The following is a 20397-nucleotide window of genomic DNA, read 5'->3' on the forward strand; positions in this document are numbered from 1 at the left end:
AAAGTCCCCGCGGCGTCCAGAATTGCGCAGCCATCGCCTCCGTCGCTGAGTTCGATGCGCTGCTGGTAGGTCCCCTCGATCTGGAGACCCGTCTGCGGGCAGAATCGTCTACCGGCAATATCAGTCAGGCTTTTACAGAGGAAGTCCGGAAGGTCATTAGTGCGGGCGAACGTTTCGGTCGGATCACTGGAATTCACGCGAGAAGTCCAGAAGAAGCAGGATTCTGGGCACAGCAGGGTATGCGGTTGATCGCAGTGGGAACCGACATCGGTATGCTCACCGAACGAGCCCGCCAATATATGGCCGCGCTCTCAAGTGTGATCTCCGGCGGAGAACCCCAGACCGCCCGGGACGCGTAGGATAACGCTTGTGTGTTGCTGACCGGGCGTGTGCCCTCCCAAACACCTTTGTTTCTGTGACTACTCAGGAGGTCATGCCTCTGGTGAGCAACATGAACGCGGTCTCGAGATTGATTTCCTCTTCCTTAAACAGTTTGATGGCATAGCCCCCTTCAAGCAGGAGGCGGGGGAGCTCCCGGTAGTCTTCGACACCTTTTTTGAGCGTCACATACAGCCGGTTTTGCCGAACATCCACGCTTTCCACCAAGTCATGGGAGTCGAGAAGGCGGGCAGCGCCGTCCGGCTGATCCCATAATTCGATGCACAGCGTGATCTTCTCCCGAATTCGCCGCATCACCTCTTCCAGCTCACCGCAGACCTTGAGAACACCCTGCTCGATAATCCCCACTTTGTTGCAGATGTCAGCCAACTCGGGCAAGATATGACTGGATACCATGATCGTCTTGCCCATCTGTCGGAGTCGCTTGAGGAGTTGCCGGATTTCGATGCGGGCTCGGGGATCCAAACCACTTGCAGGCTCATCGAGAATCAGCACCTGAGGATCGTGGAGCAGCACTCGGGCAAGTCCCAGACGCTGCGTCATGCCGCGGGAAAGACTTGTCACAAGTGCATCCCGTTTGTAGCCGAGCTCAACGAGCTCCAGCATCTCCTCGCACACGCGGCGGCGCTTCGGCCCATTGATACGGTAAGCTGCGGCGAAGAACTCCAGATATTCGATAACCTTCATGTCATCGTACACGCCGAAGAAGTCCGGCATGTAGCCGATGAGCCGACGAATCTCCTTGGGGTGCGTATAAATGGAATAATCGCATACGTAGGCCTCGCCCCAACTCGGCTGAAGGAGCGTCGCCAGAATCCTCATTGTGGTGGTCTTGCCCGAGCCGTTCGGCCCAATAAACCCGAACAAGTCTCCTTGGCGTAACTCGAGCGTGAGATGGTCCACCGCCCGAATCCGGCCGTAAATTTTCGTAAGACCGACAGTCTTAACAGCCACGGGACGATCGTTGGCGTTCAATGGCTTTTCCATATTCATAGGCGTTGGACGGGTGGCCGCCGCAGTTGAAAAGATGTCTTGAACCATTGTCGTCACACTACTTTCATTCCAAAATCGAATGATTGCCTGCTTTTTCTTACTCGTTTTTTTCGCTATCAGCAGTTTGTACTGCCGCAGTTTCGCCCTGGTGAGGAAGTACGGGCAACACAAACCGCCAGAACACGTCGCTGTTGCGCCTCATCGAAATGTGGTCTTCATCCTCATTCTCCAGTGTAACTCCGAACTCGGTCCATTGGTGCTCAGCACCTGCGGGTGGCTGGATTCGCCCCACCAACACGGCCTTTCCATTCAGCACGGCATCCGTCAGGTCTAGGCTCGGCCAGTATTCACGACTGAGTTGCGAGTAGGCTTTTCCCCCGGCTGCCTGATAAAAACCCATCATTCGCATGATGTAGGCAACATCACGCGACGCTTGGTCGTAGGGCTGCACCTGCTGGCGCGTCTGCAATTGCGGCCCCTGTCCTTCGAAGAGGACATGAAGTCCATTGAGCCATGATCGTAGTTCTCGACGATCCTCGCCAATTCCCGTTTCCCAAACCCTGCCCGGTTCCAATGTACCAATGGGATAAGCCCAGTTTCCGTATACAATGACGCATTCTTCCAAAGTGAAAGGGGAGCGATTGACGATCTGCCCGCGTAGTGTGCCGTCACGGTCCGTCAACCGGCAGTCAAGCGGCAACTCCCGGATCTGTTGCGTCCAAACTGCCCACACAGCCCGCGTAGCCCATTGTCCTATGGGAAGTTCCCGAAAGACATGCCCATCTTCATTGAGGTAGGCCCCTGGCAACAGCATGACGTTGGCGGGGCTTTCCATTCCACCCAGGCCGTGGCCGGGAATTCCCAACCAACCCAACTTCACGTCGCTCGGAGCAGGGTTCAGCACACGATCCGTCTGGAATCGAGCTCGATATGCCGCGGGTTGGGGGGAATAGACGTTGGTCCAACAATTCCCACGAAGTGTACCACTCTTTACGTCGACATCGACGCACACGACTTGTCGTAGATGCAGAATATCTCCCTTCCGGGAAGCCAGTACTATCCCGACAAATCCCGTCAAAAGTATGAGCAGTGGGAAGGTCACCCACGTCCAGCGTCGATGTTTGCCGAGCAATCCGCACAGCCAGTAATCCAAGGGGCCAATGATCGCTAAATACACAACGGTCAAGCCGGCGACCCAGGCGAAAGGTACAAAGGGCACCCCTGGGAACACTTCCAAAGCCGCTCGGAGCTGCCCTGCCAAATCGGTGTAACCATAGTGCATTAGCGCGCGCGATGGGGCAACGTTGGCCTCGTCCTCGAGGAAGACTTCTTCGTTACCCACCAGCCACGCGACGAGGCGGTCCCATTGAGGCCACTCGACAAGTGCCCGATGGCTCACGTCGATCGTCGTTGTAACAACGGTGCCCAGGCCCACAGCTCGCCGGATGACAAGGGGCACGTTTCCTTCCCGCACAGCGATCAAGCCATCCTCGAGCTCAAATTGGTGAGCCACGATCGGCACATCGCTGCGGCGGAGAATGACGGGACGCGTAGCTTTTACCAAGCTTTCCAGTCCCGTGGTCCGGCGCAAAGTGATTCCACCTACAACAGGTCCCGGCGCAGCCCAGGATAACGGTCCTCCTTTCTCCAGCAGCGGTCGGACTTTTGGTCCTCCGGAGAAAACAATTTTGCCTCCCGCTTCTACCCAGCGGCGCAGCGCCTCCACAATCTGCGGAGAATCGGTAAGCTCCTGGATGAAACGGGCGTCATCACCGGTGCACAGCACGACCGCACGAAAGGTCTGATACGCGAGCCAGTTTTGCGGGAGCTGTCCCACCGTGGTCACCTGGCACCAGTGGTTGCCCCGCCGCGTCCAATCCCGAAAGAATCGTCCCAAGTCGCCCGGTCCGATCCACAGAAAAAGCGGCACATGCGCAGGCACAACCAATGGGACCTCTCCGTTCCCCAAGGCCTTGCCGCGAAATGTGGTAACAGCGTTTGAGCCGTCTTCCCCTTTCCATCGAACCTCTAGGGAGGTGAGTGTTTGTCCGATCTGAACAAGCACCTCAACCTGCTCGTCGTGTCCTCCTCGTAATGAAACGTTCGTCAATTCGTAGGAGCAGAGATTTCCAAATCCGTCGGGGACGACGACGGCCACCCGGCCGGTTGTCTCGCGCGAGCTTCGCAGCGTGACCGTTACCGGCGTCCACAGCCCGAGCTTGTATACTCCGCCGACCCCCACACGACAGGCCACAACCTCCACGGGAACCTGGACCGCTTGCTGCCCCGCAACGTGATTTCTCGGAACGCTCTGGGCAGCCTCAGCCGTACCGCTTGGCATGCACAAGAGCAAAAGCCCCAAACCGAACTCCACCACACGTGTGAGCCGGCAACATATCCCATACTTGGTGCGGTAGTGCCAACTCCTGAATCGGTGCATCATCGCGGAAACAACCTGGAATGAGTCGGAAAAGCACACGAAATGTTTTTGTTCTCTTTATTCGAGGTGAATAAGTTACCGGAATCTGAATGCGAGAATTCTGTTATTACGGTTTTCCCGAATCAGGGCAAACACACACGAATTTTCCACATCCGGGACATCCCTCACCGTACTTCTGCCGAAGGGCCTCGTTGAGGTCCACCTCTGCCACATTGGCGATGGTGGTCAGCCAAGCGATGACGTCGGCAAATTCCTCCGCCCGTTGTTCCCGCGTCCCGTTGCGAAGGGCCTCCGCAAGTTCTCCTATTTCGGCAACCAGCCACATGAAGGTTCCCTCAATCCCCCGCGCAACATCCTTCTCATAATACATGTTACGAATCAGACGCTGAAAATCGGAAACGGTGATCTCCGCCGACGGCTTCCATCCGGATGTTTCACTTGGCAAACGGTCGTCAGTCATCGCCATCCTGTCCACATTTTGCAAGCGGGTTCTATGGGCCTGGCGCCTTGGAGCACCCACTCAGGCGGTTTGCGGTATGCGACCTTCCAAAATCAGGGTGATGGCGTAGGCCAATCCGTCTTCTTCGTGGGAAGGGGCCACCCATTGGGCAGCAGCCTTGACCTCTTCACACGCATTTCCCATAGCGATGCCCAAGCCCGCCCCGGAAATCATCGCCAGGTCGTTGACATCGTCGCCGACTGCACAGATTTCTGTCGGTCTTATTCCCCACTGAGCGGCGACCCGACAAACTGCCGACCACTTTGTTGTTCCGCAGGGCATCATTTCGCAGAAAAAACCCTCATAGCGGGGACTTTTCAACACGTTGGTGGTCAACAAACCCGGCAATGTTCGATGAAGCTCCGCCGCCAAGCCTTCCATTTCCTCCCGAGTGCCCAAAGAAAATGCAGCGAAGACGTCGGGCGGCACATGGTTTTGGAAGTCGTTCCAAAAACGATGACACCCGGGATTGAGATCCAAATAGCGGACCATGTAATCATTAGTAGGTCCCTGAGCGTCCACGTAGTAATCAAAGCCGTCGGTAAAAGTGTCACCCAAAAGTGCCAGGGGAAAACCCGATCTGCGGAGAGCATGGGCCACCCGGCGAAGAAGCTCGGGAGAAAAATCGGCCCGCCATAATGTCGTGTGGTTTCGAGTTTCCTTGATCAGTGCACCACTCGAGCTTACAACCGGTGTAGAAAGCCCCAATTCCCGCGCAATGGGTACCACCCGGCTGTAACGTCGCCCGGAGGCGAGGACCACCACCATCCCCGCCCGAACCGCGGCTTCAATCGCCCGTCTGGTCCGATCGCTCACATCGTCGGTACTGTTGACGAGCGTCCCATCGATATCAATGGCCAGCAACCGAAACTTCGCTGTCACCGCCTTGCCTCAAGTTTTCGTCCTACCCAAAATGCTTTCTAAATGCTTTCTAACGTGTACCACGGCGCGGAGTGTCGAATGGGGAGCATCATCGCATTTCCGCAGACGATGCGCCGGGCCACATCTGGAGTTTTCCAAACACACCGGGCGGAGCCACTGGCCCGCAGTGGACCTAACCCTTTCGGCGAGGGCTATTCAATAAATTCCATCTTACCGCGCTGCGTGAAAAACTACACCAGAATGATCGAGGCAGGGCGGCCTAACGCATGTCGAGCCTCCCCGAAGAATAGCCTGACGGGCACTATAGCCGGCTTGCCACTGCCTATGCTTGTGTGCCGGCCAACTGAACGAGCTGCGTCGCCGATCGCTGATGTTCCCGTTCCAGATAAGACCGCCCCTGCCGGATTGCAATGTGATCCCACGGAAGGAGGGCTTCCGTATCCCAGGGCCGGTGGATATACACTTCCGGGGAAAGACCCAGTTCCTGAAACGTCTCCCACCAAATCTGGGGGTTAAAGTGGTCCGTCCAACCGTCAAATCGGGCTCCCTTCTGCCAGGCCAGCTCGATCGCGTGACCCACCCGCCAATCCCCTCGCGCCAACATCCCTTCCACCAGACTGCTCTCGATCGCGTGGCACTTGATCTCCACGCTCCGCATCCGACAACGGCGGCGCAAAAACTGATGGGCAGCGGCGAAATACTCGCGACGCTGCATGGCCTGCCACTGATATGGCGTGTGCGGCTTGGGGACGAAATTCGATACGTTGGCCACAACTGTGGCCGGGCGACCCAAATACGGTCGGCCGAGTCGAGAAATCTCTTCCGCGAGGTCAACAATTCCCGCCAGGTCAGCCTCCCGTTCTCCCGGAAGACCACACAAGAAGTACAGTTTCACCCGTTGAAACCCCTTTTGAAATGCTCGTTTGCACCCTTCAATAAGGTCCTCATTCCGAATCGGCTTGCCAATTTGCTGACGCATATCATCGAGTGCTACCTCCGGCGCCAAGGTCAAGCCCGAATGCCTTTCTGGCGACAGGAGCTCAGTGACAACCCGTAACTGTTCGTTCACCCGAAGGCTGGGAACCGAAATAGCCACACGTATGGAGTCGAAGGCCCTTTTAAGCTCTCGGACCAGCTCATCGAACAAAGGATAGTCGCTGGAGGAAAGAGAGAGGAGCGCAATCTCTCCAGTGCCCGTATTTCGGTACGCCTCCCAGGCGGCTTCCACCAGTTTTTCCACCGGTCGGTAACGAAGGGGGCGTTTGATCGTGGTGCTTTGGCAGAATCGGCATCGCCACGGACACCCACGCATGATCTCCAGAGAAATGCGGTCCTGAACGACCTCCACGTAAGGGACGATTGGGGCTCGAGGCAGGGGGTACTCCGCAAACTGCGTCAAAATCGCAGGAACAATCATACTAGGAACAGCATCCGCATTGGGAGAAACAGCGGCCAGCCCGGTGAGAGGCTGAATTTCTCGGCGATACAAACGGGGAACATAGGCCCAGGGAAACCGCTGTGCCAGAAGCAAGAGTGCCTCCTCGCGGGAACGTGCCGTGGACCGGGCTTCCAGCCAGGCATCGCACACTGCGGGCAGGCTCTCCTCGCCGTCTCCAAGGACGAAGAGGTCAATGAACGTGCTCATGGGCTCGGGATTCTGCGCGCACGGTCCTCCCGCAATGATCAGCGGGTCACCCAAGTCGCGGTCTTCCGCACGCAGAGGGATCCCGCCCAAATCGAGCACGGTCAGTACATTGGTATAAGACAGTTCATACTGAAGCGAAAACCCCACCACGTCAAAACGCGAAAGCGGCGTGAAGGTCTCCAATGAATAAAGGGGTAGGCCCAGATCTCGCAATTTCTGCTCCATATCGGGTGCCGGAGCGAATACCCTCTCACACGCCCAATCGCTTCGCCGATTCATTGCATCATAGAGAACCTGGAGACCGTGGTGGCTCATCCCAATGGAGTACATATCCGGCAGGCACAGGCACACCTTGCCGCGGACTGTTTGGTGATCTTTCACCACAGCATTCAATTCGCCCCCCAGATACTGAGCGGGGGTTTGGACATTGGGCAAAATCCTTTGAACGACAACGTTTTTCAGTTCCTGGTTTATCGTCATGGAGATCCCCTCATACTTGCATCTGAAAAGTCTTCCCTTGGAAGAAGCGGCGCCCCACCCGTGACACGGGCGGGTCCGCGGATCCCCTCCTCAAGTTTTGGGCTACTCTTTCATTGTTAGGAGATGCTGAAATAAAACAAGACGAACGATAACAGTAGGGATAGGGCCCGGCAAGCGACAAAAGCCCCCATCTGAAAAAACACAGCCGGCCTTTAGGACTTCAGGCGATGGAGTATGTACACTTAAAAAGTGATCTCCCCCCCTCGAGTTTCGCCCAGGGCCGACCGAGAACCGCGCGGCTGGAAAACCTGGCATCACCATAATTTGGCTATTTGTGGAGCATGCGCTATGCCAAGTTATATTCGCCGGTGCGCAATACCGCAGAAAGCGATCAATCCCAGAATAACCGCCTTGGCAATCGTCTGCTTTTTTCTGATAGGCTTGGAAGGCATCCCGGTGGCGGGGCAGGGGGGGCCTCGCGGAGCACTCCTTTTTGATCGTCTTCGTCAGGAAATGGTCAAACGGGACATCATCGGGGGCGGCATCACAAATCCCCGCGTTATTGAGGCCATGCTTCGCGTGCCGCGGCATGAGTTCGTTCCCCCGGACCAGCGGCGCCTGGCTTACATGGATATGGCCCTGCCCATCGGCTACGGGCAAACAATTTCACCACCCTACGTCGTGGCCTTTATGACGGAGAAAATCGATCCTCAACCCACGGATCGGGTCCTAGAAATCGGTACAGGGAGCGGCTATCAAGCCGCCATTTTGAGTGGACTGGTTAAAGAAGTGTACACCATCGAGATCGTCGAACCGCTTGCACAACGAGCGGCTGCTACGCTCAGGCGACTCGGCTATTCCAACGTCTTTGTGAAAGCCGGAGACGGCTACCTGGGTTGGCCGGAGCACGCACCTTTCGACAAAATCATCGTGACCTGTTCTCCCGAAAACATCCCTCAACCGTTGGTCGAGCAGCTCAAGGAGGGTGGAAAAATGGTCATCCCTGTAGGGGAACGGTATCAGCAGATTCTCTATCTGTTACGAAAGGAAAATGGAACACTCGTCAAAGAGGCACTCCAGCCGACACTGTTCGTCCCGATGACGGGCCAGGCTGAGGCCCAGCGCCAGGTCCACCCCGATCCTGCTAATCCCCGACTTGTTAACGGAGACTTTGAGGAGGAGCTAGACGAACTCGACTCCCCGCCGGGTTGGTATTACTGCAAAGAATTTGAGGTTCGCAGGGGAGCAGACGCGCCTTCAGGAGCGGCCTATATCGCCTTCCGCAATCAGGAGCCGGGCCGACCTGCTCGCGCCCTGCAGGGGTTTGCCGTGGACGGCCGGGAGGTTCGGGAACTTGTGCTAAGCTTTTGGGTTCGCGGCGAAAATGTACGGCCTGGGCGGAGTTTGCAAGAGTCGGCCGGTGTGGTGATCACGTTTTTTGGAGAAAACAGGGCACCGGTCGGGGAGAAATCGATCGGGCCGTTGTTGGGCACTTTTGGTTGGCGAAAGGAAAGCCACCGAATTCCTGTGCCCGTCGAAGCTCGGGAGGCAATCCTTGCCATCGGAATGACAGGGGCCGTGGGAATGCTGGCTTTCGATGCCCTGGAACTCCAACCCGTGGTCACTCGTCAGAGGTAACGGTTACACCGCTCTCCGCAAAAGACCGCAAGCCTTTGCGGGGCTTTCTCCGAAACAAAAAAAGACGCGCGACCAGCTCGCAGTAAAAGCAGGAAAAGGTAATGGCAACCCAGCGCTGCCGGCTGCCTTGGTGATCGACAAATTTTGCGCGGCCTGCTTGAATTTTACAAGTCTTCCAGACTATCTTAGGGAGAGTACAAGACGTTATCGGCCTCCGTTGGGGCTGTGGTCATTTGGATCGAGAGGTTCGCATCTGCCCTTAGCGGTTACTTTTACGAAAGGAACCCTGGAAATGTCACGGATCAGTGCGAGTGCGTTGCTGGGGACAGTGATTCTGGCGTTCTCGGTCGCACCCAACACTGCGCAAGCCTGTTGGGGATGCTGCGGCCCCCGAGTCTGGTATCCTGGCCCGCTGGCGGTGGTCACCGCATGGAGACCGTGCTGGAGCACGTATGACTTGTGCTCGCCGTGCGATATTTGCGTGGATCCGTGCTGTGATGTCGTGGATCCGTGCTGTGATGTGGAGTGGGTTCTCGGAGTCCGTCCGGGACCGATTCGGCGCTTCCTGTTTGGTCCTTATCGGTGGTATCCAGTGGTCGGTGAAGCCTGCACGGTTTGTGGTGCCGCTCCCTGCGACTGCGGGGCTCAAGTGTTAAGCATGCCCCCGAGCCCAACCCCATCGCCTCAGCCGGCACCGCAGCCAGCTCCCAATGTGTCTCCGTCACCCCAGCCGGCTCCGGCAACTCCTGGTCCTGGCCCGGGCGTCTCTCCCAATGAGCCTCCGATGGCTCCGTCGGCCATCAACCCGACAAGTTATTCTGCGCCTCTGCCAAGCCCCACTCCGAGCCGTGCGAACAGCGGGCTGATCACCGTCTACGTTCCTGCCGAGGCCAAAGTCATCATCAATGGAATCGAGACGAAAAGCACAGGCACCCGCCGCGAGTATGTCTCGTACGGCCTTGCCGAGGGACTTCAATACAAGTACACAATCACTGCCCAGGTCGAGCGTGATGGGAAAGTTTACGAAGAAACTCGGGAAGTGATTCTTACGGCCGGCGCCAAAAAAGGCGTCGCTTTTTCCTTCCAATTCCCGTCGGAAAATCTGGCGGGGGTGACGAGTGGCGACCGCCTGTGATCCCTGAATGAAACAACCTACCGATCTACGTGAGTCTCCCAAGGCACCAGAGTAACTCTGGTGCCTTTTTTCTTTGTTCCCGGCCTCCATACCTACCACACGTTCGCATAAAATGGAAAAGTTTTGCGGATTTTTGTTCTTCGAAACAGGCGCACCGCGAGCGCACATTTGCTGAGGCCTGGTAGTCGGTGCGCTTACAGAATATTTTGGGAAACGGATTCATAGACCAGGGGGACCGAGCGAACAATTGCCCCACTTACGGTGTCAGGTGGTGGCAGGGACATTGGTGAACCGGAGACACGCCAAGCACTGAGCAAAAAGGAGGATCCATGTTTCGTTCGCTGGCCGTCGTTGGTGCCACCGGCGCTGTTGGCCGAATTATGGTCGAGTTGCTGGAAAAAAGCACGCTCGAATTTGAGAAGATCAAGTTTTTAGCTTCCAGCCGCTCGGTAGGCAAGACACTCACGTTCCGTGGTCGCGAGTACCCGATCGAGGAGCTCCGCGCGGAGGCCTTCGACGGTATCGATCTGGCTGTCAGCAGCACACCCGACGAGGTGGCAAGAGAATTTATCCCCGAAGCTGTTAAGCGTGGGTGTGTCGTGGTGGACGAAAGCGCTGCGTGGCGAATGGATCCCGACGTGCCACTGGTCATTCCCGAGGTCAACCCTCATGCAGCGTTCCGTCACAAAGGCATCATCGCAAGCCCTAACTGTTCGACCACGCAGATGGTCGTAGCGCTGAAGCCGCTTCACGATTATGGCCGTGTCAAGCGTGTGGTAGTCAGCACTTACCAAGCGGCAAGCGGGGCCGGAGTAGGGGGAACACGAGACCTCATTGAGGGCACTCGCGCCTACCTAGAAAATCGCCCCTATCAGTACACTACCTTTGCCTATCCTCTCGCATTCAATCTCATTCCCCAGATCGGCTCTCCCAAACACGCGGGATACACTTCGGAAGAAATGAAAATGGTGCTGGAAACCCGCAAGATTATGGAGGATGAAAGCATCCAGATTTGCGCTACATGTGTGCGAGTACCGGTCGCCAACTCCCACAGTGAAACCGTCCTCGTGGAAACAGAGAAGAAAATCACCGTAGAAAAGGCTCGGGAACTTTTTGCTAACTTTCCGGGAATCGTCGTCGTGGACGATTTGCCCGAGAAAAAATACCCCATGCCGATGGATTGTACCGGACGCGACGAAGTCTTTGTGGGGCGGATTCGTGAAGATTTGAGCTCCCCAAACGGGCTGGTCTTCTGGTGTGTCAGCGATAATCTCCGCAAAGGGGCGGCCACCAACGCCGTGCAGATTGTGGAGCTGCTGATTCGCGGTAAGCCGAACTGACAACAATGGTCGGGAGAGGCGGCACCCTCTCTGTGGTAGCGGGCCTGGGGGATCCAGACTCGATTGACGGAGTCACGTGGTGCAACAAGCCAGCACGCTACAGGGCGCGGATGACGCATTACGATGCATCAAGCTCACCCTTGCTTATGATGGCTCGCACTATCTGGGCTGGCAGAAACAGCCCCAGGGAAAGACTATTCAGGGCGTTCTGGAAGAGGCTCTCCAGCAACTGACCGGCCACCCGACCCGGGTGCTGGCAAGTGGTCGCACGGACGTGGGCGTTCACGCCCTGGGGCAGGTGGTCGCCTTCCGCACAAAAAGCCGCCTGAGCTGTCCGGTCATCCAGCGGGCACTCAACGCCCTGCTGCCGCCAGATATCGCTGTCCTCTCAGTTGAAGAGGTCCCCCTCTCGTTTCATCCGATCCGCGACGCACGCCGTAAACGTTATCGCTATCTTATCTGGGACTCGCCCATCAAGCCGGTCTTTCTTCGTCAGTACGTGTGGTTTTTTGGAAAACCCCTAGATGAGCGGGCCATGGCCGTCGCAGCTTCCTATCTGGTGGGAGAACATGATTTCTCCGCATTTGAAACAAGCGGAGCAAAACGAAAAACGAGCGTGAGGAATGTCTACGAGATTTCTATTGCCCGCCGCCATCTTGCACTTCCCAGCCTCATTACCGTCGAGATTGAAGCCAACGGATTTCTGTACAACATGGTTCGGAACATTGTCGGAAGCCTGGTGGAAGTCGGTCGGGGGGCATACGCCCCAGCCTGGATCCAGCAGGTCCTGCTTCGCAAGGATCGGCGGCTGGCCGGACCTACGGCCCCCGGGAGTGGTCTGTTCCTTGTTGGCGTTTCTTACACCGACGCCCCTGCTGCGTCGAGTCCTGATCCCTGGGAACTTTTTGCCGCGCGGGGGCAGAACTCTGAGTCATGCGATTGATCATTTCAAATCCGCCGAGCACGAGCACACGTTCCCTCTTGCCCAATCGCGTTCTCTCGGCTGGATAATCACAATAGAGATAGGGACAAAAATAGGAGCCTGAATCAGTCTACATCCCACAACCATCTGCTTTGAAGACACAGTGCGCGTTCTCCACATCATCACGCGGTTGATCCTCGGCGGAGCCCAGGAAAACACCCTCTTAACGTGCGAAGATCTCATCCGCATGTACGGGGATGAGGTGCTACTAGTCACAGGACCGCCGCTCGGGCCGGAAGGGAGCCTTCTGCAACGGGCAAGGGCAGGGGGGGTTCCCACTGTTGTGGTCCCCACATTGCGTCGGGCCATTAATCCTGTTCATGACATTCCGGCGTATCATGCCCTCTCTCGCATCATCCGCGACTTTCGCCCAGACGTCGTCCACACCCACAGTGCCAAAGGGGGCATACTGGGACGGGCCGCCGCATGGAAGCTACGAGTCCCGGCCATCGTGCACACGGTGCATGGAGCTCCGTTCCACCCTTATCAACCACGACTCGCGCGGCTCTTCATCGCCGCCTGTGAGCGGTGGGCGGCCCAACGATGTCACCGCCTGATCAGTGTTGCCGATGCCATGACCGAACTGCTCGTCTCAGCGGGGGTGGCACCTCCGGAAAAATTCGTCACGATCTACAGCGGGATGGAAATCGAACCATTTCTGGAGGCCGGACAGCATCGCCAAACGATGCGAGAAAAACTTGGTTATACCGAGGCCCACTTCGTGGTGGGCACCATTGCCCGGCTTTTCCATCTCAAGGGGCACGAGGACATCTTGAGAGCTGCGGGGTACCTCATCCCTCGGTTTCCTCAAATCCGCTTCCTCTGGGTCGGAGATGGTCTATTGCGAAGTCGGTTGGAATACCAGATCCGCCAGGCCGGCTGGACGAATTACTTCCATCTGGTGGGTTTGGTCCCACCTGAACAGCTTCCGCAATGGCTGTCTGCGATGGATGTAGTGGTTCATCCCAGCTTGCGGGAGGGGCTTGCTCGTGTCTTGCCTCAGGCGCTCCTGGCGGGAATTCCGGTGATCAGCTATGACGTGGATGGTGCCCGGGAGGTCGTACAAACCGGAGAAACTGGGTTCCTTGTTCCACCTCGTGATTGGATGGGAATCGCCCACGCAATTGCTCAACTTATCGATACTCCCGGGCTAGCGGGGCGATTAGCAGAGAAGGGACGATCCTTGTGCGCAGAACGTTTTCCTCATGATAGGATGACTGCGCAAATTAGGAGGGTATACGAAGACGTCCTGAGTCATCGGCAAAATTGATCAGAAAGACAGAATAGCCATAACGGGAAATCTGAAAAGAGATTACCGGCTTTACCCAGCTTTCGTCATTGTTTCTTCCGGAAAAAGCCGTTAAGATGATGCGGATGGCAATGTGCAGGGGGTTCCCGGGCAGTGGAGCCCCGCGGCCAGCACCCCGGTGTTGAAGATCGGACGGAACGAGCAGGGTCTTTCTAGAACATCAGGGTCAGGTTATCCCGTGACTTCGGCAGCTACTTTTATCGGGCCATACCGGCTAGTGAACCCGGTTTATTTTGGGGCAACCACCCAACTGTGGCAGGCCTACCACGACGCTACCTATCGGTACATCGCGCTGAAATTCCTTCAGGAAAAATTTCGCAAGGATCGGGAGCAAATTCGCTCGTTACGATGGGAGTACCAGGTGGCCAGCCGGTTCGACGACGAGCGAATCATCAAAATTTACGAGTTCAACATCGACAAAGGTATCCCCTACCTGGCCATGGAGTGGTTCAACGGGGGAAATATGAAATCCCTCATACGTCGTGGGCTACCGGAATACGCACACCTGGTCCGCAAGATCATTTTCCAGTGTATCGAGGCCGTCTCCTACCTTCACCGCCAGGGGTACGTGCATCGGGACCTCAAACCGGAGAATTTTCTCGTATCGAACCAGGGAGACGTGAAGCTCATCGATTTTGCTTTGTGCCGCAAAATGGCTCCCAGAATTCTCTGGTATCTTCGGCCAAAAGCCAAGATCCAGGGGACGTGCAGCTACATGTCGCCGGAGCAAATTCTCAACAAGCCGCTCGATGGAAGAGCAGATCTGTACAGCCTCGCCTGCACTTTTTTTGAGCTGGTTTGCGGGAAACCGCCATTTACCGGACAGAATCAAGCCGAGCTGCTGAACAAGCACCTCAAGGCCGCCCCGCCGCCAGCAGAAGCGTATAACCCCAACTTGACCCCGGAGTTCTCGCAAATATTGCAAAAGGCCCTTGCAAAGAAACCGGCGGACCGCTTCAAAACGATAGGGGAGTTCGCCGGTGCACTCTACGATGTGCAGATCTTCAAGCAACCCCCAATCGGAGAGGTAGCACCGGAGATGGTCAGCGCTTAGCAAAAAGAATGTGGCACGCGTATTCGCTGAAGAGTGCGCTACGTTGGGAAGTAAGAACCGTACTTTTTTGATCTGAACTTTACCTGTCAATGACGAGTTAACAATAGTCCCGATTGTCGAAGTAATAACTCAATAACTTTGGTCACATTTGAAAGGGAAGTGTCGTACTATGAGTGAATATCGACTGGCTTTTGAACGTCCGATTTACGAACTAGAGGCTCGTCTGGAAAAACTGGAGCGGCTTGCCCAAACGGACCCTGCAGCGCGAGAAGAACTTCAGCAGAAGCGCAAAGAACTCATCGATCTCATTGTGCAAATATACTCCAATTTGCAACCCTGGGAGGTTGTGGAGGTTGCCCGGCACCCCGACCGACCCAAAACGAGTGATTATCTCCAGCTCACCTTCGACGAGTTTGTGGAACTCCACGGGGACAAGTGTTTCGGGGACGATCGAGCCATTCGTACGGGCTGGGCCAAACTCGACACGTTCAAGGTGATGGTCGTCGGTCACGAAAAGGGTAAAAACACCAAGGAACGCTTGGCTTGCAATTACGGTTGTGCCCATCCCGAAGGCTACCGGAAAGCAATGCACAAGATGAAGCTGGCGGCCAAGTTTCGGCTGCCCATTGTGTGTCTCATAGATACACCGGGCGCGTATCCCGGTATTGGCGCCGAGGAACGTGGCCAGGCCCAGGTGATCGCGGAATCCATGTTCCTGATGTCCAAATTGCCGACGCCGATCGTCTGTGTGGTCATCGGGGAAGGTGGCTCAGGGGGAGCGCTCGCCATAGGGGTGGGCGATCGGGTGGCTATGCTTGAACACGCCTATTATTCCGTCATCAGTCCCGAGGGATGCGCCGGCATTCTCTGGAAGGATCGACAATACAAAGAAGAAGCCGCCCGGGCACTCAAGATGACATCCAAAGATCTCATCCAATTGGGATTGATTGACGACGTCATTCCAGAACCGCTCGGCGGAGCTCATCGCGATCCCTTCCAGATGGCCTCCCGGCTGAAACTTTACCTGCGGAACACCCTAAAAGAACTCACCGCCATACCCATTCCTGAGCTTTTGGAAGCTCGCTACCAGAAGTTCCGCCGCATGGGCGTTTATCTCGAAGGCGGCGAGCCGGCGGGTACAGCGGCGCAAAATGCCGCCCCTAGGAGCTCAGGCTACTTCCCATCGCAGGACATTGCCGAGGAGGGTGCACCGCCCGAGGCATAAACCCAGGACTCCAGCAAAAACCGCAACCCGGTCTGCCGGGATTAGGTAAAGTCCGTCGCAAACCGCCAAGATCGGCGCTTAACAACGTCCGATAATGTTTCTTATGTTCGGTCAGATAGGCCGTTTTTCGGGAACATCGAACGCCGTTTGAGCCTTCGGCTGCCAAGAGTGCCTTAGCAAGTCATCCAATTTGCAAGACGAGATGCCGGTGCTCACTCTTCGGCGAGGCAGCTCCCCACGTGTCTCGGTAATTCGGCGCCGGCGGTCAGAGTGTGACGACAACACGGCAGGCTGTTCATGGCACGGCGGGCGGAAGCGCCGGTGGCTCTGAGAACTGTTCCTTGAATTTCTGGATAGTCTCCCCTACCGAGTTTTGCACCTCCGGCGGAGGAATCCGGACCGCACGCGGCAGCAATGCCGCCACCCACGGCCCGGAGTGCGACTCCAGCACCAGCCGCTTCGTTCCTTCCGAGAGTGTAATCGCAAAGAAGGTCAGCACAAAACACAAAAGGATTCCCTTTGCTAACCCCAGCAAAGCCCCCATTTGCCGGTCAAACCCTTCCAATCGCACCCGCTGAATCCACTGGGCCACATAACGGAATAGAAGCCAGATGATCAGCGAGCAGACGATGAAAATGAGTAACATCGCCAAATAACGGTTCCACGGTTCCTCGCGACTGAGATAAGGCGCAACGGTGGGACTCCAGCGAACGGCTGCCCAGGCACTGACGACCAGCGAACTCAACGAGGCCACCTGCCAGGCGAATCCACGTATCGCCCCGTAGACCGTCGTCCATAATATAATGAGGCCAATCACCAAATCATAAATGGGAATTCCGCCGATCACCGTTTGTTCCCTCCATCAGCTGTGAATCCGTCCGTTGTCGCCCGCTCAGTTATTCTACCACACCCGAGCCCGCCCTTCGGGGACGGCTCAACTCATCACTGTCAAGGAGGATTGTCACGGGACCATCATTGAGTAGTTCCACCGCCATGTGCTCTCGAAAACGCCCGGTCGCAACCGGCAGGCCTTGCGCCCGCAAGAGCTGCAAGAAGTGATTGACGAGTCTTTCGGCATCCTCAGGTGGGGCTGCCTTTGTGAAACTCGGACGCCGTCCTTTGCGGCAATCCGCTAGCAGCGTGAACTGGCTGACCACGAGAACGGCCCCTCCCACCTCGGCCAAAGATAGATTCATTTTCCCCTGTTCATCCTCAAATATTCGCAACTGAGCCGTTTTTTCGGCGAGTATCTTCGCCTCTTTTTCGGTATCTCCTATGGCTACTCCCAAAAGAATAAGGAGCCCTTTTTTTATTTCTCCGACAACTTCGCCATTGACTTTTACTCGTGCCCATTGGACTCGCTGGATACACGCTTTCACGGCATCGATCCTCCGTTGGGAAATTCTATGACCGTAAGTCAGGATAGTCCTCGACACTTACTGTTCTCGCCAAACGCGATAACAGATACCCTTTCAACCATATGGATTGTTTTCCAGATGCATGGGCTTTCGCACACTTGGGAAAAGATGCTAATCTCAGTGATTTCCGATGTCCGCACGTTTTTCACTCGAGTTTTCAGGCGGTGTTTCCACCCTTTGTTCGCCGTTTGCTATTCGCCATGATAAAATGAGGGGCGGAAATGTGGGAAGATCGCCATGACAGGCTGTACAGCACGGTGGAACAGGGGAAGGGTATCATGAGCCCAAGTGACGAACGACCGATCATAGCGATCACAACGGGGGACCCGGCGGGCATCGGCCCGGAAATTGTGGCGGCCGCGTGGTCCGATCCAACCATTCATGAAATGTGCCGTCCAGTGGTAGTGGGGTATTCGGAGTTTCTCCGACGGGCAGCAGCACTGCGACGCTTGCAGCTTCAGATCATCTGCTGTGAGGAACCTGCACGCGCCCAACCTTCGCCGGAAACTCTGGTTTGTATTCCACCAGGAAGTGATCGGGCGCCGGCTGTGCAGATGGGTCGCATCGATCCTAAAGCTGGGCAGGCCGCTTATGAAGCGATCTTACTCGGCACAGAGCTGGCACTTGCCGACAAGGTCGATGCGCTCGTGACAGCTCCGATTAACAAGGAGGCCCTCCACGCAGCGGGCCATCGCTATCCGGGACATACCGAGCTGCTGGCCGAGCTGTGTGGTGCCAGCCAGGTAGGGATGGTGCTTTATCTCGGGCCGGGGGCACCGCTGAAAGGGCCGGCTGGACTAGCAATTGTGCACGTCACTCTGCACATGGCGATGAAGGAAATCTTCCGCCATCTCACTGCTGAGGCGATCCTCAGCAAGATTCGCTTGATTTACGACTTGACCCGTTGTTTGAAAAACGGTCCTCCCCGTATTGGAGTGTGCGCCCTTAACCCCCATGCTGGCGAAAACGGTCTCTTTGGGAATGAAGAGAACCTCGTGATCACACCAGCGGTTCGTCGTGCCCAGGACGAGGGACTTCTTGTCGAAGGTCCGGTCGCTGCCGATGCCCTGATGGTGCAAGCGCGCGATGGCCGGTTCGACGGTGTGGTCGCGATGTATCACGATCAGGGCCATATTACGCTGAAATTATTGGGCATGCACCGGGCGGTCAACATCACTGTGGGGCTCCCCATCATTCGCACGAGCGTGGCTCACGGGACGGCCTTCGACATTGCGGGTCAGGGAAAAGCTAATCCCGGAAGTTTGATTGAGGCCATCCGCGTGGCAACCCTCCTGGCACGCCGCCGCCGACAAAATAAATCCCCGTCCGGCGCACCATAATTAACAGAGGAAGGCGGGAAAATTCCAACCCATTATGCAGTGCGTACAGGCTCGCTATGCGGAGCCCAGACTTTTCGCGCCGATGAGTATTTCCGTAGACCGAATCCCCCTTTTGGACTCTGCTGCCGCAATAAAGATGTAACTCCAAAGGGGCGAAATCTGGTTATAACATAAACCAGGAAAATCCAGGAAAAGTATGCAGGCTGCGCGTCAGCCCTGGTATGCGCAATGTGACGCATTTGCCGGATTTACCAAAGAGAACCGCGAGAAGCTGTCGAAGAATACCGTCAGAAGACCGCGTTGAAACCGTCCGGCCATGGAGCCTCTGTGGCCCAACGGAAAGCAAAGAATGGTCCATTTTCTCCATTCAGCGCGGGTCACCATCGAGAGGACACGAGCAGTTACGGGATCACCGACATCCTGGTGTGAGGGGGATAACCCGATGAGATGTGGAGCTGCCCTTTGTTTGGTATTAGCGGTTGTTGCGGGTTGCAAAGGCCCGTTCCAGCAAAACCTTCCGCCCGCCCAACAACTCATGGAGATGGGTCCAGGGGTGGGAGGGCCGGGTCCAGGAGTCCAGGCACCGTACGCCCCCATGTTGATGCCGGCCCAGGTGCCGGTCTCCCAGATTAACTTTATCGGGCCGGAAGGAATGCAAGTCACTTGGGACGTTTCGGCACCGGGTGCCTTCGACTCTGAACCCTTGGTTTGCCCGGGACGCTACAACTTTCCGCAAGGTGCCATTTATCGCTTGAAGTTGACGAATATTCCCGGTCGGCCCGGCGTTGAGCTGTATCCTACGCTGGAAGTGGCCCCTGCAATGCCGCGGACGGAGGCGTTCATTGCCCATAATGCCATCCCCGTTCAGTTCACAGATGAGGACTTCGATCAGGTCCTGAGTGGCAACTTTGTCACCAAGGTGGTCTATCTCCCGGATCCCAACTACCAGGAGCTTGCCGTGGCAGGCGCTGAAACCCTCGTGAGTACGCGGCTCGATCCAGGAGTGGACCCAATCGTCGAGGCCGATCGCCGCGGCTCCATCCTGGCGATCATCCGCATGGGGAATCGTGACCTTCAGGTGCCTGGTGATGTGGCAAACGTGGGTCAGGACGTTGTTCCGGCCGGCGCGCAAGCTAACGGAATGGGCCTCCAGGGTACCCCATTCGCCAACGGTCCCGCCATGGCCGGTGGTGGAACGGTTCCGATGAACTACATCTCGGGCGTTACTGGTCCTCAGTACGGGATGCCGATGAGTGGCACGCCCATCGGGTTGCCGGGACCGCCCCATGTGCCGCTGGGAGGTCCGGCCGGTCTGCAGAAACATGTGATGCGGAATCATACGTTCGTCCACATCCCGCATCCTACCCAGAAAGTGCGAATTGACGTTAAACAGTCGCCGGGAATTAACTATCCGAAGCCCGCGAATCATGCCTACATTCACGAACAAACAACACCTGGGTTGAGCATCTTCCGGCAACCACACTCTTATGGGCACGAGGTGATCGATGCCACGGCCCAACCGGTTAATCAGCCTGTGTACGTCGATCCCGGCGTGGACGCAAACGCCGCCGCGGCGAGCAGCCCGGCTCAGTAATCACCCGCGTACCCCCACGCAGAC

General features: G+C 56.5%; 16 protein-coding genes and 1 pseudogene. 10 read left to right on the forward strand and 7 right to left on the reverse strand.

Features of this window, described 5'->3' with window-relative positions:
* A partial coding sequence (locus ABJK56_RS18910) for an aldolase/citrate lyase family protein (protein WP_347246246.1) occupies positions 1-359 on the forward strand: 359 nt, incomplete at its 5' end.
* Between the two features lie 64 nt (positions 360-423).
* Here the strand turns inward: ABJK56_RS18910 and ABJK56_RS18915 are convergent.
* The 5 genes from ABJK56_RS18915 to ABJK56_RS18935 all read right to left on the reverse strand — a co-directional run bounded on the left by ABJK56_RS18915 (position 424) and on the right by ABJK56_RS18935 (position 7338).
* Positions 424-1374, reverse strand: a complete 951-nt coding sequence (locus ABJK56_RS18915; RefSeq protein ID WP_347246247.1) for an ABC transporter ATP-binding protein — start codon at positions 1372-1374, stop codon at positions 424-426.
* 115 nt (positions 1375-1489) lie between these two features.
* Positions 1490-3835, reverse strand: coding sequence for a hypothetical protein (locus tag ABJK56_RS18920; protein ID WP_347246248.1), 2346 nt, complete (start codon positions 3833-3835; stop codon positions 1490-1492).
* 103 nt (positions 3836-3938) lie between these two features.
* Positions 3939-4292, reverse strand: coding sequence for a MazG nucleotide pyrophosphohydrolase domain-containing protein (locus ABJK56_RS18925; RefSeq protein ID WP_347246249.1), 354 nt, complete (start codon positions 4290-4292; stop codon positions 3939-3941).
* A gap of 60 nt (positions 4293-4352) precedes the next feature.
* A complete protein-coding gene (locus ABJK56_RS18930; RefSeq protein WP_347246250.1) occupies positions 4353-5213 on the reverse strand; it encodes a Cof-type HAD-IIB family hydrolase in 861 nt (286 codons plus the stop codon).
* Positions 5214-5535: 322 nt separating this feature from the next.
* Positions 5536-7338 (reverse strand): TIGR03960 family B12-binding radical SAM protein, encoded by a 1803-nt coding sequence (locus ABJK56_RS18935; protein WP_347246251.1) that lies wholly within the window; start codon positions 7336-7338, stop codon positions 5536-5538.
* A gap of 348 nt (positions 7339-7686) precedes the next feature.
* Between ABJK56_RS18935 and ABJK56_RS18940 the strand changes: the two genes are divergently transcribed.
* The 7 genes and pseudogenes from ABJK56_RS18940 to ABJK56_RS18970 form a co-directional block, all read left to right on the forward strand.
* The gene (locus tag ABJK56_RS18940; RefSeq protein WP_347246252.1) at positions 7687-8976 is read left to right on the forward strand and encodes a protein-L-isoaspartate(D-aspartate) O-methyltransferase; all 1290 of its coding nucleotides are present in this window, start codon (positions 7687-7689) and stop codon (positions 8974-8976) included.
* 292 nt (positions 8977-9268) lie between these two features.
* The gene (locus tag ABJK56_RS18945; protein ID WP_347246253.1) at positions 9269-10111 is read left to right on the forward strand and encodes a TIGR03000 domain-containing protein; all 843 of its coding nucleotides are present in this window, start codon (positions 9269-9271) and stop codon (positions 10109-10111) included.
* 329 nt (positions 10112-10440) lie between these two features.
* A complete protein-coding gene (locus ABJK56_RS18950; protein WP_347246254.1) occupies positions 10441-11451 on the forward strand; it encodes an aspartate-semialdehyde dehydrogenase in 1011 nt (336 codons plus the stop codon).
* Between the two features lie 79 nt (positions 11452-11530).
* Entirely contained in the window at positions 11531-12394 is an 864-nt protein-coding gene (gene truA, locus ABJK56_RS18955; RefSeq protein WP_347246255.1) for a tRNA pseudouridine(38-40) synthase TruA, read from the forward strand.
* A 142-nt stretch (positions 12395-12536) separates the two neighbouring features.
* Positions 12537-13703, forward strand: coding sequence for a glycosyltransferase family 4 protein (locus ABJK56_RS18960; protein WP_347246256.1), 1167 nt, complete (start codon positions 12537-12539; stop codon positions 13701-13703).
* Between the two features lie 217 nt (positions 13704-13920).
* On the forward strand, positions 13921-14796 hold the full coding sequence (locus ABJK56_RS18965) for a serine/threonine-protein kinase (protein WP_347246257.1): 876 nt from the start codon (positions 13921-13923) through the stop codon (positions 14794-14796).
* A gap of 169 nt (positions 14797-14965) precedes the next feature.
* Positions 14966-15916: pseudogene (locus ABJK56_RS18970) on the forward strand (acetyl-CoA carboxylase carboxyltransferase subunit alpha); the annotation flags it as partial.
* 400 nt (positions 15917-16316) lie between these two features.
* Here the strand turns inward: ABJK56_RS18970 and ABJK56_RS18975 are convergent.
* Complete coding sequence (locus ABJK56_RS18975; protein WP_347246258.1) at positions 16317-16868, reverse strand: CvpA family protein; 552 nt, start codon at positions 16866-16868, stop codon at positions 16317-16319.
* A gap of 49 nt (positions 16869-16917) precedes the next feature.
* Entirely contained in the window at positions 16918-17400 is a 483-nt protein-coding gene (gene dtd / locus ABJK56_RS18980) for a D-aminoacyl-tRNA deacylase (protein ID WP_347246259.1), read from the reverse strand.
* Positions 17401-17660: 260 nt separating this feature from the next.
* Here dtd and pdxA point away from each other — a divergent pair, with 260 nt between their 5' ends.
* On the forward strand, positions 17661-18779 hold the full coding sequence (gene pdxA / locus ABJK56_RS18985) for a 4-hydroxythreonine-4-phosphate dehydrogenase PdxA (protein WP_347246260.1): 1119 nt from the start codon (positions 17661-17663) through the stop codon (positions 18777-18779).
* Between the two features lie 442 nt (positions 18780-19221).
* Positions 19222-20373 (forward strand): hypothetical protein, encoded by a 1152-nt coding sequence (locus ABJK56_RS18990; protein ID WP_347246261.1) that lies wholly within the window; start codon positions 19222-19224, stop codon positions 20371-20373.
* Positions 20374-20397: the final 24 nt, after the last annotated feature.

The organism is Thermogutta sp. (assembly GCF_039793925.1).
GTDB lineage: Bacteria > Planctomycetota > Planctomycetia > Pirellulales > Thermoguttaceae > Thermogutta.

What these genes read in the sequence shown, in the direction of transcription:
- ABJK56_RS18945 (WP_347246253.1), top strand. Translation starts at nt 9,269, where the DNA reads ATGTCACGGATCAGTGCGAGTGCGTTGCTGGGGACAGTGATTCTGGCG.
- ABJK56_RS18940 (WP_347246252.1), top strand. Translation starts at nt 7,687, where the DNA reads ATGCCAAGTTATATTCGCCGGTGCGCAATACCGCAGAAAGCGATCAAT.
- ABJK56_RS18920 (WP_347246248.1), bottom strand. Translation starts at nt 3,835, where the DNA reads ATGATGCACCGATTCAGGAGTTGGCACTACCGCACCAAGTATGGGATA.
- ABJK56_RS18925 (WP_347246249.1), bottom strand. Translation starts at nt 4,292, where the DNA reads ATGACTGACGACCGTTTGCCAAGTGAAACATCCGGATGGAAGCCGTCG.
- ABJK56_RS18935 (WP_347246251.1), bottom strand. Translation starts at nt 7,338, where the DNA reads ATGACGATAAACCAGGAACTGAAAAACGTTGTCGTTCAAAGGATTTTG.
- pdxA (WP_347246260.1), top strand. Translation starts at nt 17,661, where the DNA reads ATGTGGGAAGATCGCCATGACAGGCTGTACAGCACGGTGGAACAGGGG.
- ABJK56_RS18990 (WP_347246261.1), top strand. Translation starts at nt 19,222, where the DNA reads ATGAGATGTGGAGCTGCCCTTTGTTTGGTATTAGCGGTTGTTGCGGGT.
- ABJK56_RS18950 (WP_347246254.1), top strand. Translation starts at nt 10,441, where the DNA reads ATGTTTCGTTCGCTGGCCGTCGTTGGTGCCACCGGCGCTGTTGGCCGA.